The 14,233-nt window shown below is 69.8% G+C and carries 11 protein-coding genes and 3 pseudogenes; 8 read left to right on the top strand and 6 right to left on the bottom strand.

The annotated features are described in order from the left end of the window. The first annotated feature begins 132 nt into the window (after positions 1-132). Together dnaK and KS423_RS48450 are read left to right on the top strand one after the other, a co-directional pair. On the top strand, positions 133-1,989 hold the full coding sequence (gene dnaK / locus KS423_RS09215) for a molecular chaperone DnaK (protein ID WP_224277049.1): 1,857 nt from the start codon (positions 133-135) through the stop codon (positions 1,987-1,989). A gap of 95 nt (positions 1,990-2,084) precedes the next feature. Continuing rightward, positions 2,085-2,462 (top strand): annotated as a pseudogene (locus tag KS423_RS48450) (transposase); the annotation flags it as partial. Between the two features lie 559 nt (positions 2,463-3,021). On the opposite strand, the gene KS423_RS09205 reads toward KS423_RS48450, so the two are convergent. Further along, positions 3,022-4,890 carry an APC family permease gene (locus KS423_RS09205; protein ID WP_224277071.1) on the bottom strand — a complete coding sequence of 623 codons (1,869 nt, stop codon included), beginning with the start codon at positions 4,888-4,890 and terminating at the stop codon, positions 3,022-3,024. Between the two features lie 585 nt (positions 4,891-5,475). On the opposite strand from KS423_RS09205, the gene KS423_RS09200 reads away from it, so the two are divergent. Then, positions 5,476-5,859: a hypothetical protein gene (locus tag KS423_RS09200; RefSeq protein WP_224277047.1), complete on the top strand. Its 384-nt coding sequence runs from the start codon at positions 5,476-5,478 to the stop codon at positions 5,857-5,859. 251 nt (positions 5,860-6,110) lie between these two features. Here the strand turns inward: KS423_RS09200 and KS423_RS09195 are convergent, their stop codons facing one another. From KS423_RS09195 to KS423_RS09185, 3 genes and pseudogenes are all read right to left on the bottom strand, one after another. Further along, positions 6,111-6,587: a DUF5994 family protein gene (locus KS423_RS09195; protein ID WP_224277045.1), complete on the bottom strand. Its 477-nt coding sequence runs from the start codon at positions 6,585-6,587 to the stop codon at positions 6,111-6,113. A gap of 300 nt (positions 6,588-6,887) precedes the next feature. Beyond that, a pseudogene (locus KS423_RS09190) lies at positions 6,888-7,844 on the bottom strand (PP2C family protein-serine/threonine phosphatase). Between the two features lie 197 nt (positions 7,845-8,041). Next, positions 8,042-9,110, bottom strand: a pseudogene (locus tag KS423_RS09185) (IS110 family transposase). A gap of 252 nt (positions 9,111-9,362) precedes the next feature. Here KS423_RS09185 and KS423_RS09180 point away from each other — a divergent pair. After that, complete coding sequence (locus KS423_RS09180) at positions 9,363-10,325, top strand: ISAs1 family transposase (RefSeq protein ID WP_224277043.1); 963 nt, start codon at positions 9,363-9,365, stop codon at positions 10,323-10,325. Between the two features lie 352 nt (positions 10,326-10,677). Here the strand turns inward: KS423_RS09180 and KS423_RS09175 are convergent, their stop codons facing one another. Together KS423_RS09175 and KS423_RS09170 are read right to left on the bottom strand one after the other, a co-directional pair. After that, complete coding sequence (locus tag KS423_RS09175; protein ID WP_224277042.1) at positions 10,678-11,760, bottom strand: HAD-IC family P-type ATPase; 1,083 nt, start codon at positions 11,758-11,760, stop codon at positions 10,678-10,680. A gap of 289 nt (positions 11,761-12,049) precedes the next feature. Continuing rightward, positions 12,050-12,277, bottom strand: a complete 228-nt coding sequence (locus tag KS423_RS09170) for a hypothetical protein (RefSeq protein WP_224277040.1) — start codon at positions 12,275-12,277, stop codon at positions 12,050-12,052. Between the two features lie 70 nt (positions 12,278-12,347). On the opposite strand from KS423_RS09170, the gene KS423_RS09165 reads away from it, so the two are divergent. The 4 genes from KS423_RS09165 to KS423_RS09150 all read left to right on the top strand — a co-directional run bounded on the left by KS423_RS09165 (position 12,348) and on the right by KS423_RS09150 (position 13,784). Continuing rightward, the gene (locus KS423_RS09165) at positions 12,348-12,674 is read left to right on the top strand and encodes a hypothetical protein (RefSeq protein WP_224277038.1); all 327 of its coding nucleotides are present in this window, start codon (positions 12,348-12,350) and stop codon (positions 12,672-12,674) included. A gap of 144 nt (positions 12,675-12,818) precedes the next feature. Next, entirely contained in the window at positions 12,819-13,067 is a 249-nt protein-coding gene (locus KS423_RS09160) for a hypothetical protein (protein WP_224277036.1), read from the top strand. Between the two features lie 6 nt (positions 13,068-13,073). Next, on the top strand, positions 13,074-13,229 hold the full coding sequence (locus KS423_RS09155) for a hypothetical protein (RefSeq protein WP_224277034.1): 156 nt from the start codon (positions 13,074-13,076) through the stop codon (positions 13,227-13,229). Positions 13,230-13,433: 204 nt separating this feature from the next. Continuing rightward, a complete protein-coding gene (locus tag KS423_RS09150) occupies positions 13,434-13,784 on the top strand; it encodes a hypothetical protein (RefSeq protein ID WP_224277032.1) in 351 nt (116 codons plus the stop codon). The last annotated feature ends 449 nt before the right edge of the window (positions 13,785-14,233 follow it).

Below are 14,233 nucleotides of genomic sequence, written 5' to 3'. Positions count from 1 at the left end.
CGCCCCAGCGGTCCGGCGCGGGCCCCCGCCAACGGACTCCCGCAAGCCCTTGACACCGAGCAATTCACGTTTTACGAGTGAGGCAGAGGGGGTTGGCTCAAGGAATCCGCTCGTGCGGGAGGAGACCCCGCGATGGCTCGCTCCGTCGGTATCGATCTGGGCACCACGAACTCCGTCGTCTGTGTCCTGGAGGGGGGCGAGCCCACCGTCATCCCCAACGCGGAAGGGGCGCGCACCACCCCGTCAGTCGTGGCGTTCGCCAAGGGCGGCGACGTGCTGGTCGGCGAAGTCGCCAAACGCCAGGCCGTCACGAACGTGGACCGCACCGCCCGCTCCGTCAAGCGCCGCATGGGCGACCCGCACTGGCGCTTCCCCGACACCGGCGACGTCGAGGGAAAACGCTACACGGCGCAGGAGATCTCCGCCCGCGTACTGCAGAAGCTCAAGCGCGACGCCGAGGCCTACCTCGGCGAAGACGTCACCGACGCCGTCGTCACCGTCCCCGCCTACTTCAACGACTCCCAGCGCACCGCCACCAAGGAAGCCGGGGAGATCGCCGGCCTGAAGGTGCTGCGCATCGTCAACGAGCCGACCGCCGCGGCCCTCGCGTACGGGCTGGACAAGGAGAGTGACCAGACGATCCTGGTCTTCGACCTCGGCGGCGGCACCTTCGACGTCTCCCTGCTGGAGATCGGCGAGGGCGTGGTGGAGGTGAAGGCCACCAACGGCGACACCCACCTCGGCGGCGACGACTGGGACCAGAAGATCGTCGACCACCTCGTCCAGCAGTTCAGGAACGGCTACGGCATCGACCTGTCGAAGGACAAGATGGCCGCGCAGCGGCTGCGCGAGGCCGCCGAGAAGGCCAAGATCGAGCTGTCCTCGACGAGCGAGACGACGATCAATCTGCCCTACATCAGTGCCTCCGCCGAGGGCGCGCTGCACCTGGACGAGAAGCTCACCCGCGCCCAGTTCGAGCAGCTCACCGCCGACCTGCTGGAATGCTGCAAGACCCCGTTCCACCAGGCGGTGAAGGACGCCGGGATCAAGGTGTCCGACATCGACCACGTCATCCTCGTCGGCGGTTCGACCCGCATGCCGGCTGTCACCGGTCTGGTGAAGGAGCTGACCGGCAAGGACCCGCACAAGGGCGTCAACCCGGACGAGGTCGTCGCCGTCGGCGCCTCCCTGCAGGCCGGTGTCCTCAAGGGTGAGGTCAAGGACGTCCTGCTGCTGGACGTCACCCCGCTGTCCCTCGGCATCGAGACCAAGGGCGGCATCATGACCAAGCTGATCGAGCGCAACACCACGATCCCCACCCGGCGCTCCGAGATCTTCACCACGGCCGAGGACAACCAGCCGTCCGTGCAGATCCAGGTCTACCAGGGCGAGCGCGAGATCGCCGCGTACAACAAGAAGCTCGGCATGTTCGAGCTGACCGGCCTGCCGCCGGCGCCGCGCGGCCTGCCGCAGATCGAGGTCACCTTCGACATCGACGCCAACGGCATCATGCACGTCGCCGCCAAGGACCTCGGCACCGGACGGGAACAGAGGATGACCGTCACCGGCGGCTCCTCCCTGCCCAAGCAGGACATCGAGCGCATGATGCGCGAGGCCGAGCAGCACGCCGAGGAGGACCGTCGCCGCAAGGAGGCCGCCGAGACCCGCAACCAGGCCGAACACCTCGTCTACTCCACCGAGAAACTCCTCCGGGACAACCCGGACAAGATCCCGTCAGACGTCACGTCCGAGGTGAACGAGGCCCTGGCGGACCTGAAGGACAAGCTCAAGGGCGAGGACAGCCCGGCCATCCGCACCTCGATGGAGCGCGCGGCCACCGTCGCACAGAAGATCGGCACCGCCCTCTACGCCCAGGCCGGCGGCCCCCAAGCCGCGGCCGGTACCGGCCCGACACAGAACGGCGATGAGGAGGAGGTCGTCGATGCGGAGATCGTCGACGACAAGACTCCGAAAGGAGACACCGGATGAGCCAGCCCGCCGATCCGGGCCGGGACGACCGCCCCGGGGGCGTCATCCGTCACAGCGGCCACCCTCCAGTCACGACAACCCGGTTCCGCCCCGACAGGCCCGCCCACCGGGGCGCACCGCCGGCTTGCGGTGGCGGGCCGGCGGCCGTGGCTGAACAATGCGCCCCGCGGCGTGCTCACTGGCACGACACGGGCGCCTCCGCGTGCGACGGGGCGGCCGTGCCCGTTGGACAGCGGGTGACAACACGAGCCCTGCCCGCCGACATCCCGCTGACCACTCTGGTGCGAATGGCCAAGCTCCGCTGGCGCGTTGAGCATGATTACCGGGAGATGAAGCAGGCTCTCGGTCTGGCCCACTTCGAGGGCCGCACGTTCACCGGCTGGCACCATCACGTCACCCTCGTGTCACTCGCCCGCGCCTTCCGCGCCCTGCGCAGACTGGCCACCGCCCCCAAGGACTCGGGGCCGGTCTGAGCCTCTACCAGGTCGTCCGCGAGCTGCAGATACTTCTCGGGACCTGGGCCGGCGCCTGCCCCACCTGCCACCGCGACATACCCACACCGTCACGAACCTGACCAAAGCCCTACTGGGAAGCGGGCTCGCCCCAGTTGATGCGTTCCACAGCATGCGGCGGGAACGACACCCGAGATCCGTCCTTCTGAGTAACGTGCACCCATCCGTGCTCGTCGATACGAATAATGCCCCCGACCGACTCGTCGAGCGCAACGCCGGGGCTGACGTATCCCGCCCCATGGGCCAGGTGCACTGTTCCGGGGTTCGCCTCAAGGCCTGCCATGACCTGATTGTCCAAGATTGAGTCCGGGGCCACCACCGGAGCCCTGTCATGCCCGCCCACGGGGCCTGGTATCCACCTCCGTGCCCTGGTCGGCCCGGGGCCGACTATCCGTTGCGTCCGCCCTTGCCGAAGGTCGGCTTTTCCAGGGCGGACGAGGGACCGTCCCGGTGGCCCGACGAAGCGGATGTGCCGCTGTGCGCGGTCGGACACGTCGGGTTTGTCGGTGCCGCCGCTGTGCTACACGTGGAACGGGACGGTCGTGACGACGACCTTCGGCAGGGGGCGCAGCGCCCTCCGTAGCCTGGCCGCGAGTCGGTTGTGCAGGAGGCGGTGGCGCCAGTGCCGTACGACGATCTCCGGGAGGATGACGGTCAGGGTGAGGTCCGGGCGCTGGTGGTGCAGCGACTCGATGTAGTTGACCAGCGGTGCGACGATCGCGCGATAGGGGGAGAGGACGATCTTCAACGGCAGGTGGTCGCCCCACAGGTTCCAGTACTCGCGGAAGCGTTGGGCCTCGTCCGAACTGGGGCTGATGTGGAGCGCGAGGACGGGCTGCCGGAGCGAGGCGGCGTAGGCCAAGGCTCGCATGCCGGCCTGGTCCAGTGCGGCGATCGGCACGATCGACAGGGGGTGGATCTCCTCGGGAGTCTCCTCGCTCTCCGCTTCGGCCGTGGTCTCGAACGGCGCTCCGGGCGCGGTGCCCGGTGTCTGTGAGGTGCCTCGTGTTGCGCCGTCCCCCGAACGCGGCGGTGTGATGGTACGGCTGGGGACTTCGACGGCATGGGGATGCAGGGCGATCGCCGCGCCGACCGTGTCGTAGTGGTGCCGGATTCGTGTTGTCACCAGGATGAACAGTCCCACCGTGAGCACGGCGAACCAGGCGCCCTCGGTGAACTTCGTGATGCCGGCGGTGACGAAGACGATCGCCGAGAGCAGGGCGCCGGTGGCGTTGAAGGCCAGGCTCTTGCGCCAGTGGCGGTCGCGCAGGCGCCACCAGTGCACGACCATGCCTGTCTGTGACAGTGTGAAGGCGAGGAAGACACCGACGGCATAGAGCGGGATCAGGGGGCCGGTCTTGCCGCCGAACGCCGCGTAGATCGCCGCCGCCGCGACGGAGAGCAGGATGATCCCGTTGCTGAAGGCCAGGCGGTCGCCCAGCCTCAGGAAGATCCGCGGTGCCTGGCGGTCGCGCGCCAGCAGGTACAGGACGCGGGGGAAGTCGTTGTAGGCGGTGTTGGCGGCGAGGAGCAGGATCGCGGCAGTGGCGGCCTGGGTGAAGACGTAGAAGAAACCCGAGCCGAAGGTGTGATGGGCGAGCTGTGACAGCACCGTCTCGTTCGCACGGGGCACGACGCCGTCGAGGTGGACCAGAGCGATCGTGCCCGCGAACAGGGCGACGAGCAGGCCGACCATCCAGGTCAGTGTCGTGCGGGCGTTGCGCCACTCGGTCGGCTGGAAGGCGGGCACCGCATTGGAGATCGCCTCGATGCCTGTCATCGCCGTCGAGCCGGAGGCGAAGGCACGCAGGACCAGGAGCAGGCTGATGCCCTCGGTCGCGGTCGGCTGTGGTGTCGCCGACGGGTGGAAACCGTGGCCGGCCGCATCGGACAGACCCACGGCGACGAGTGCGAGGACCGCGAGGACGAAGGCGTACGTCGGTGCGGCGAACAGCGCACCCGCCTGCCGCACACCGCGCAGGTTCCCGGCGAGCAGCACAGCGATCACGACGACGCCGATCGGCACGATATCGGGTTCGAGCGAGGGGATCGCCGAGGTGACCGCCGCCATCCCGGAGGCGATCGACACCGCGACCGTGAGGATGTAATCGGTCACCAGTCCGGCAGCGGCCGCCAGCCCGGGAACGCGGCCCAGGTTGGCGGTGGCGACGATGTACGAACCACCGCCGTGCGGATAGGCGCGGATCGTCTGGCGGTAGGACACCCCGACCGCGAGCATCAGGAACACGATCGTCACGGCGATCGGCACCGAGTACCGCAACCCGGCGGCACCGGCGAGGACGAGAACGGCCAGCATCGCCTCAGGTCCGTACGCGACCGAGGAGAGCGCGTCGGCGGAGAGCACCGGCAACGCCACCAGCTTGCGCATCCGCTCATGCGCGATCGCGGTGCTCCTCAGCGGAGCCCCGAGCAACACGTGTCGGACCCTGGAACCGACCCGGCCGAGCCGAGAAGTCCGTGTGTCCTCGCTGGTCGCCTCAACCGCCGGTGGTCGTCCGCCAACCGCGGCGACCCGCACGAAACGACCGAAGCGGACCGGCAGGACCTCAGAAGGAGCGGGATAACGACCGAGATCCGGATCCACCGGCAGCGCACGTCGCCATGCCTGCGGATCCCCGGCAACCCGACCCCACTCAAGCCCCACCCGGCGCAACACCCCGAGCTGCTCCGCGTCGAGCGCCGACAGCAGGGCGTCGGGGCTCGACGCGCCGCCTTCCTGGGCATCGCCATCGCCCCGCCTTGTACTCGACACAGCACACAGTGTTACGCATGGTGTCCCCCGCCCGGGGCAAGGCACACGCCGGGCCGTCACATGCTGGGCACGGCGGTCGGCGTCGAGCAGGTCGTGGCCGCGTCATTCCCGGATGTCACCTGCTTTGAACACCAGCAACCTCCGAGGTCTGTGGGCGTCTCCCATTCCCTATCGGGGGCGTGTGCGCTGCACTCGCCCGGTGTGTCGGTCGGGCGACTCGGCGCGACAACCGGCCACGCGGCGGTGCTGGTGGAAGCCTCCCCGGTCGCGGGCGGCCTGTCCGGCCCCTACGGTCGTGTTCTGGCGCAGGCTCGTCGGGAGTGGGAGGCCAGGATGCGGTACTACCGGTGGATACTCGAGACCCAGGACGACGACGGCCGCTGGTCCCAGCAGGACGGCGCTCCCATGCCGAACCCCCTGGAATACGACGGGCCACCCCAGCAGGCGGCCAACCACCTGCGGGACGTGTTCGTCCGCACCCTCTCCAGCCCCGCTCCCGGCCCCCGGGCGATCAGGGTCCGAGCCTGGGAGGGGCGACACTCGGTCGGCGAGCCTCAGGCCGAAACCGAGTGGTCGCGCGAGTAGCGGGATCAGTCGCGGCGCGCCGCATCACCGGTGCCTGCGCCGGACGTCCCTCCGTGCGGTACGGCTCCGATCATCGACTGCGAGGCTGCCGAGGAGCAAGGCATGATCTGGGCGCGCGGCGGTGCATGCCCGGGCGATGTCCGCGCTCTGCCTGCATGATCCGTGGTGCCGACGGGTGCGGGAGCCGACGGCGGGAAGTCAGGGTCGGGGCCGGCGGCGAACGGCATGGTGTCGTCCGCCGCTGATCGTCGTCACCCGTCGGCCCGTAGGTCTGCGATCGGCACACCTGCGGTTGTCAGGAGGTCGGTGCCGGTGCGCGTGTTGGCCGGGTCGGACGCCGCTGTCATCAGCCACTCGGCGGCGGAGGCCTCGGCCTCGGGGGGAATCACCAGGAGCTCCAGGCGCAGAGGGATGAAGGAGCACACCATCACCTCGTCCGCGTCCTGCTCCTGTTCGAACCACCCGACGTGGATGACGTGGCCTGCGACCGGGACCCGCCGGGGGATGACCGGCCAGTGCGTCGGATTCACGGTGACACGGGTGACCTTCCCCCACTTGGGGTCCAGTGCCGCCGCCAGCGGGGGGAGTTCACGCAGGAGGTCGTGCGAGTGCGGCCACCAGGCCCCGTCCAGCCGGCCCCGGGTGGCGCCCTCGGGTGTCAGGGAGAGGCGGACCGCCGGTTCCGGCCCCGGTGGGTCGGCAGCGGTGGGATCGAAGGTCGCGGTCATGTCGAACACCTGCCTCGGGCTCGCTTGTGGACGACCTGGCTACCGCCGCCAGGGCACCGCAGCTGTCCACTGGCCATGGACGGTGGGTTCTTCCACCGTACTCCGGCCACAGCCGGGCCCCGGGTGAGCAGGGGGCTGACAGTGGTGTTACCCGCTCGAGCTTCGAGGGGCCGTCGCTGTCGACGGCCAGTTCGTTGGCCTGATCCGTGCGCGACGGCGAGTCGCAGGAAGCGTTCGACCGAATGGTGTGTGCGCTGTTCTGTTGGGCGGGGCTGCGGCCGGTCCCTGCTGAGGGGCCGCCTACTGTTCTGGCATGGCGAGGTGATCGGCGGTGCCGCCGCGCCACTCGACCACGAAGGGGCTCGCGTCATCGGCCGTGGTCCCACCCCTCTCCCGCATCAGGGCGTGGGAGAGGTCCCGCACCATCTCCTGCACCCCGCCACTGGCGGGCCCGACGCGCTCGATGGCGGCGATCAGGCGTTCCTCACCGAACTGCTCTCCTCCGGTCTTGTGTTCCTCGACGAGGCCGTCGGTGTAGATCAGCACCCGGTCGCCGCGCCGGAGCTGCCGCGTGGTGATCTGCGGTGTGTCACCGCCGACGCCGACCGGCAGGGTTCCGGGGCCGTCCAGGGCCTGGATGACCCGGTGGTCGCGGATCAGCGGGGCGCGGGGTGGCCGGCGTTGACCCATTGAAGGTGGCCCGTTCCGATGTCGAGTCGCATCATCTGCGCTGTGACGAAGTGGTCGGGGCCGAACTGTCGGTCGATGGCGGCGTCCATGAACGCATACAGTTCGGCGAGCCCGACACCGGCGCGCCTGGCATGCCGGTAGGCGCCCACGGTGACGGTCGCCAGCACGACAGCGTTCAAGCCGTGGCCCATCGCATCGATCATGGCCAGATGCAGGATGTCGTCATTGAGGGCGTAGTCCAGGCTGTCGCCGGCGAGGTGCCGTCAGCCTGTGGGTGTTCGGCGGGGGCGGCATGGCGGAACGCCTCGCCGGCCCGGGAACCGTCGATGGGTACCGGATCCCCGACGGTGAGTCCTCTGCCCGGGAGCGGTACCAGGATGACTTGGCCGTAGTCCTGCAGGAGGATCGAGACGTCCCGGCCACCGATCGCGCGTACCCCACCCCTTCCGCCACCAACGGACCGATGAGCTGGGGCGGCATCTCGTGAGCCTGGTCCAGCAGCCGCTCGCCGAACCCTACCGGCCGGCCCGCCGCAGCCGTACGGTTCTCCCGTGCGAATTCCGCCATGGACACCTCGGCTTCCTTGCAGCAGCCTCTTCCTCGACGGGCCAGGGCCGTTTCAACAGTCCTGGTGAGCGTGTGAGTCCGTAGGTCATGGCGATGCAGGGTCGGGGCCTGGCCCGTCACGAACGCGTCGAAGCTCCGGTTGAACGGGGTGACCTTCCCAAGTCGTCCTGAACCGCCGGAGATGCTCCTATCGTCTGTCAAGCGGCCTGTGCGAGGTCGATTCTGGGGATGTCTGCGCAGGTCAGGGCCCTGAAAACCTCGCGGGCTACGTAGCGCTTGAGGCAGCGGATGATGTCCTTCTTCTGGAGTCCCTGTGCGGTGCGGCGGGCGATGTAGTCGCGGGTGCGCGGGTCGTGCCGCATCCGGACGACGACGATGCGGTAGAGGGCGGCGTTGGCGGACCGGTTGCCGCCACGGTTGAGACGGTGGCGGTCCCGCCGACCGGATGATGCGGGGATGGGGGCGACGCCGCACAGGTGGGCGAAGGCCGCCTCCGAGCGCAGACGTTCGGGGTTGTCGCCCACGGCAGCCAGCAAGCGGGCGGCGGTCTCGGGGCCGACACCCTTGACGGCGACGAGGTCAGGGGCGGCCTGGGTGGCGAGTGATGTCAACTCGGCGTCGTAGTCCGCGATTTCGCGGTCCAGATCCAGGTATCGGCGGGCCAGGCGGCGCAGGGTGAACTTCGCTGCGGCCGCCGGGGTGGGCCAGGTCGTCGGCCGGCCGGAGGCGGCTGCACGTGGCGATCAGGTCGGCTGTGGCCAGGCCGCGCAGTTGGGCGCGCAGGGCGTCGGGGGCGGTGATGAGTAGGCTGCGGATCTGGTTGATCGCCTGGGTGCGAGCCTTGACGGCGGAGGTGCGGGCGTTGTGCAGGACGCGAAGCGACTCGGCGGCGCCGTCGTGGGCTTTGGGCACGATGTCGGCGCGGCCGGCGGCGACGGTCTGCGCGGCGGCGTAGGCGTCGATCGGGTCGGACTTGCCCTGCCGGTGGCGTATTCGCCGGTCGGGTCGGTTGATGTCGAAGACGGTCAGGCCGGCCGCGGTCAGGACTCGGGCGAGTTGGGTGCCGTAGGAGCCGGTGCCTTCCACTCCCACGACGCTCACGGTGCCGGGGGAGTGGAGCCAGGCCAGCAGGGCGTGGTAGCCCTCGCTGGTGGTGGGGAACTGGGCATCGGCGAGGTGCCTGCCCAGGGCGTCGACGACGGCCGCGTGGTGGGTGTCGGTGTGGGTGTCGACGCCGCCGAAGACGTCGCGGGGCTGATCGGTCATGATGGTGGTGCTGTCCTTCCGGAAGCTTCAGGAGGCAGCACACGCCGGTCGGGCGGGCGGACAGAGCAGTGACGGGGGCTTCTTGCCCAAGCTCCTGACTTGTTGAATCGGACCCAGACGCACGGTCTGCAGCCGTAGCGTCCAGGGTGTCGGTCGGCACGGGCCCGCAGTGCTCCTTGCCGCCCACGGGCTGGCTCTCTGATAGCGTGCCGCCGCTCTGCGTCATCCCGTCCCCACGTCAGTCACAGCCCGGTGGATTCGGGCTCAGCGGTGGTCGCCGGTGCGCGCTCGTACGCGGCCATCGGTCAGTGGTCCGCGAACGCTCCGCAGCACGCCCTGGCCCGGCTGGGCGCCAGGGTCGTGGGCGCACTGGGCGTGCGCGTCGCACCGAGCGCCGCCACGATCCGGCGAGTCATCGGCCTGGTCTGCCCGGGCGGTCCGGCCGGCCTGACCGGCGCCGATCCGGTCGGCTCGGACTCGATCGCCGTGGACGGCAAAGCCACTCGCGGCTCCCGAAACGGCACCTCGCCCGCCGCTCACCTGTTGGCCGCGATGACCGGCGACGGCCGGACCGTCACCCAGCTGCGGGTGTCCGACAAGACCAATGAGATCACCTGCTTCACCGCGCTGCTGGCGCCCTACGACCTGACCGGAATCACGGTCACGGCCGATGCCCTGCACACCCAGCGCGGCCACGTCCGATTCCTGGTCGAGGAGAAGAAAGCCCACTACCTGCTGGTGGTCAAGGGCAACCAGCCCGAACTGCACCGCCGGCTCCGGGCGTTGCCCTGGAAGGACGTCATCGCCCGCCGCTACGACCGCGAGATGGGCCACGGCCGCAAGGAGACCCGCGTGACCAGGGCCCTCACCGTCACCAACCTCGGTCTGGACTTCCCCCACTCCGCCCAGGCCGCACGCATCCTGCGCTACCGTACCGACTTCAAGACCGGCACCGTCAGCCGCCAGACCATCTACGCGATCACCGACCTGACCTCACACCAGGCCTCGCCCCAGCGCCTCGGCCAACTCGCCAGGTCGCAACGGACCATCGAGAACCGGCTGCACTTCGTCCGCGACACCACCTTCGCCGAGGACGCCTCGAAGATCCGTACCGGCCGTGGACCCGAGAACATGGCGACCCTGCACAACCTCACGAGATCACCGGACTTTGCAACAGTCCTGCTCGACGGGCTTCCCTGCCTTGCCTCCACGTAGATCGGCGTACGCTGCAGCAGCATTTCCCCTATTTTTTTCAAATACTGATTCATGTGTACGGCGGGCTCGAATTCTCGCAATGCGGAGTATCCTGGAAGGTGCCGGTAGGAGTTACCGGTAGGACGATCGCGAGGAGGCGAATATGCAGATCACTGAGGCAGGATCCCTGGCTCTGCGACCCGTGATCGAAAAAATGTCCGCCTTTTCGGCGGGAAGATCGTAGGGTGAATGGGGGTCGGGGGGCGTGGATTCAGATCCTGCTGCCCTGGTCGGCGCTACGTCTACGCAGGCCGGAAGGCCGTTCCCCGCAGCGATGCGGGGAACGGCCTTTTCCTGGGGCGGGGGCCGTGTGTCATGGTTCGGCGGAGGACGGTTGTGCCGGCGTCCGGCTGTGGTGAAGTAGGCGGCGCGGGTGGCGGCGACTGCTGTAACGGGCCCCACCCGGCACGGCGGGAGCGGCGCCGTAGAAGATCCGCTTGCCGACCTCTACCAGGGCGAGGTAGCCGATGACCATGCCAACGAGCGCGGCGAAGAACGCGCCCGGCAGGGGATGGAAGCCGAGTGTAGCGGTCACGGGCGTGGCGGGGATGAGCGTGCCGACGGTGACGACACCGAGGGCCGCGAGGGTGAGCGGCAGGCTGGGATGGATGCGGAAGAACGGGATGTGGCGGGTACGGATCGCGAAGATGACCAGGGTCCGGGTGGCCAGGGACTCGACGAACCAGCCGGAGCGGAACTGCTCGGGTCCGGAGTGGAAGACCCCGAGCATCACCCCGAAGGTGAGGAAGGCGAAGACCGAGCTGAACGGACCGAAGTAGAGCATGAAGCGGCAGATGAAGCCGATGTTCCCAGTGCGAGGGGCGGCGGAACTGCTCCTCGTCGACGTTGTCGGTGGGGATGGCCAGCTGGTGGTGTCGTACAGCAGGTTGTTGAGCAGGATCTGAGGCGGAAGCATCGGCAGAAAGGGCAGGAACAGCGAGGCGCCGGCGGCGGAGGCCATGTTGCCGAAGTTGCTGGAGGTGCCCATCAGCACGTATTCGATGGTGTTGGCGAAGATCCTCCGCCCTTCGGCGACGCCGTCGGCGAGCACGTTGAGGTCCTTCTCCAGCAGGATGACGTCGGCGGCGTCCTTGGCGACGTCGGTGGCCGAGTCGACCGAGATTCCCATGTAGACCGCGTGCAGGGCGAGTGCGTCGTTGACGCCGTCGCCGAGGAAGGCGACCCCGCGGCCGCCGTGCCGTTGGGCGTGCACGATGCGGGCCTTGTCCTCCGGGGTGACCCGGGCGAAGACGGTGGTGTGTGCGATGGCTGCGGCGAGTTGGGGTTCGTCGACTGCGTCGAGGTCGGTGCCGGTCAGCGCGCCGCCCTCGGCCAGTCCCAGGTCGCGGCAGACCTTGGCGGCGACGGCGGGGTTGTCGCTGGTGACGACCTTCACCTCATCGTCGGTGCCACTCCGTGGTCCGGAGTGGTGGCTGACCGTGAACGCCCTCCGCTCCGATGCGCCGGCCGCAGCCCGTGCGCAGCTGTGGCCGGTGTCCTCGCGGTACGGCGAGGACACCGGCGGCTGTGGCGTCCGGCCCGGCACGTGGGGACCGCCGGCCGTGTGGTTCTCGGTCGGAGCGCACCCCCTCGACGTCACACCGGCACGATGTCCCACCGTCCCGCTCGGCGTGCTCCGCCTGCGTGCTGCGTGGCGCAATCTGCCGAGCGCCGGGGGTCCGGGGTCAGAGTTTGAACATCGTGGTGTAGGGGTGGGTGATGCGTTCCTGCCGTGATCCGAAGTCGACGAGTACCGCGATGTCGCCGTCACCTTCGACGTCGATGACTCGGCCGAGGCCGTACCTGTCATGGGTGACCCGGTCGCCGACGGCGAAGTGCTTGGGCGGCGCCTTTGTCCGAGGCTTGAAGGGGCTGGTGGGCAGGGGGCGGCGACCTGCTGAAGATTTTGTCATTCCGGCCAGTATGCCCCTGGAAGCGCGGGCGCGGGCCTCTCAAGTGCATACGAGTTCGAGTCGGGCCGGAATGCCGCGTCCGCCGTCGGTGGAGCTGCTGGACGCGGTCGAGTACACCGCGGAGCGCTGGGACTACCTCGCCGGGGTGCTGAGCCAGGACTGGCGCACCTACGACGAGGAATCGCGCGAGATCGGCTCGGCCATCGCCGCCGTGCACGGCGGCCTGTGCGAGCGACTTCGGATCGACCCGGCGGAGCTCGCCGAGCGTCTTGCGAGGCTGTCCGCCGTCTGCGAGACGGATTCGTGCCTGTACCCGACCGGTCGGTACCGGCACCTGCTCGGCCGCGACGGCCTGGAGGCGTTCGAGCGGAGGTGGAAGGAACAGCGCGGCTGGTAGCCGGACTCGCCCGGTTACCGACGTCAGGGGCAGTCCGGCTTTGTCGAGCTTGGCGGCTGGTTCCGCTTCACCCTCCTCGAGGCCCTGTTCGCCCGCACCACAACCCTGGAGGGAATCCTCGACGCTGCCTTGCCTCTGATGCCCATGGCCAACGACTTCACCGTCGAACGCGACTGGGGACCGTTCATGCTGCGTGCCTTCCCCGACGGTAACGCCGGCGAGGCGGCCCTCACCGACGCTCAGCACCGACTCCTCAGCGCCATCGCGGCCAAGGGCGACTGCTGGGGCAACATCGGCAACAAGATCACATGGTTGCGCAGAGCCGGACTACCGACGGACCGCGCCTCTCTCCGCGTCCTCCTGGTAAACCCTGACCGGGCCGCCGACGTATGACGAAGCGTGAAGAGCTGGGACCGTGGCGGCTCTGACGCCGAGGACGCCCGCCTGACGGGCCTGCTGCTCGGCACCCGCCTGCCGTCGGTGTCCGGCGGTCCGATCGCCTATGCCACCACCGGCACCGCCGACCGGGCCGCCACCGCCGCCGAGGGGGAGTGACCCGCTGATGGACCGCAAGACGTACACCGCCGAGCTCGCCGGTCTGCGCGAGCTGCGCACCGAGATCACGGCCGCGGAGAAGCAGGTCGCAGCTGCGCAGAAGGAGCTGGACAAGCTCACCGCCCAGCGCTCGCGCCGCGTGGCCGGGCCGCGGGGTACGAGGGCGCCCAGGCGTCGGCCATCGCGAAGGGCTCGGGCCTGTCGGTGGGCGACGTCGTGCGGATCGCCCCGCTGCTGGACCCGACTCCGGCCGCCGTCCGCGTCGCCAAGGCCGACGACCAGGCCGCCACCGTTGCGCCCGTCCAGGCGCTGGCACCGGCGGCCGCGCCGGTCGTCGAGCCGGCGGTCGCGGTGGCCCCGGTCCTGACTCGCCCTGCCGCCGTACTCGAGCAGCCGGCCCAAGCCCCGACCCCGGTCGAGGACCGAGCCGTCGCCGAGCAGCCCGTCCCCACCGCCCCCCATCGGTCCCGCCGCCGCTGCGCCGGTTGTCCCGGAGGCCTCGGTCGCTTCGGTCGCTGCCGCGCCGCGTCTGGTGGTCGAGGCCGGGCCGCGTGAGCTGCCCATCCTCCCTGAAGGCCCGGCAGGCGCGCGGTTCGAGGCCGTGAGACGGGCCTGGTCTCCAAGCGCCCCAACTTCACGCAGCAGGCCCGCGTGGACGCCCGGGAGCGCGAGACTATGGGGCGGCTGGAGGCCGGCTGCCCCGGCGAGATGCTGACCGTGACCCTCGCCCGCTGATTCCGGGTGCCTCCTCCGCGCATCGAGCGCGAGCCGGCGGTCGAGGCGGGGAGGGTGTCTGCGGAGCGGCGTCGGCGGTGTTCGGCCTGGCGGCGGCGCGGCGTCTGGTGGCGCCGCTCCTGACCCCGCCTCACCCCGCCGCAGGCCGCTGACCTGCGCCGGGGGAGTTTGGGCACCCCCGCTGGCCTGCACTGGGCAGTTTTGCCCCGGGGCGGTGGTGAGTTTGTCCGCCCCGGGGCAGCCGTCGCCGACGCCGTCCGGCCGCGCCC

The sequence above is a fragment of the Streptomyces sp. LS1784 genome (genome assembly GCF_020103755.1).
Lineage (GTDB): Bacteria > Actinomycetota > Actinomycetes > Streptomycetales > Streptomycetaceae > Kitasatospora.
This window is presented reverse-complemented; position numbering and strand designations above follow the sequence as displayed.

What these genes read in the sequence shown, in the direction of transcription:
- dnaK (WP_224277049.1), top strand. Translation starts at nt 133, where the DNA reads ATGGCTCGCTCCGTCGGTATCGATCTGGGCACCACGAACTCCGTCGTC.
- KS423_RS09170 (WP_224277040.1), bottom strand. Translation starts at nt 12,277, where the DNA reads ATGACAAAATCTTCAGCAGGTCGCCGCCCCCTGCCCACCAGCCCCTTC.
- KS423_RS09195 (WP_224277045.1), bottom strand. Translation starts at nt 6,587, where the DNA reads ATGACCGCGACCTTCGATCCCACCGCTGCCGACCCACCGGGGCCGGAA.
- KS423_RS09160 (WP_224277036.1), top strand. Translation starts at nt 12,819, where the DNA reads ATGGCCAACGACTTCACCGTCGAACGCGACTGGGGACCGTTCATGCTG.
- KS423_RS09205 (WP_224277071.1), bottom strand. Translation starts at nt 4,890, where the DNA reads ATGCGCAAGCTGGTGGCGTTGCCGGTGCTCTCCGCCGACGCGCTCTCC.
- KS423_RS09165 (WP_224277038.1), top strand. Translation starts at nt 12,348, where the DNA reads ATGCCGCGTCCGCCGTCGGTGGAGCTGCTGGACGCGGTCGAGTACACC.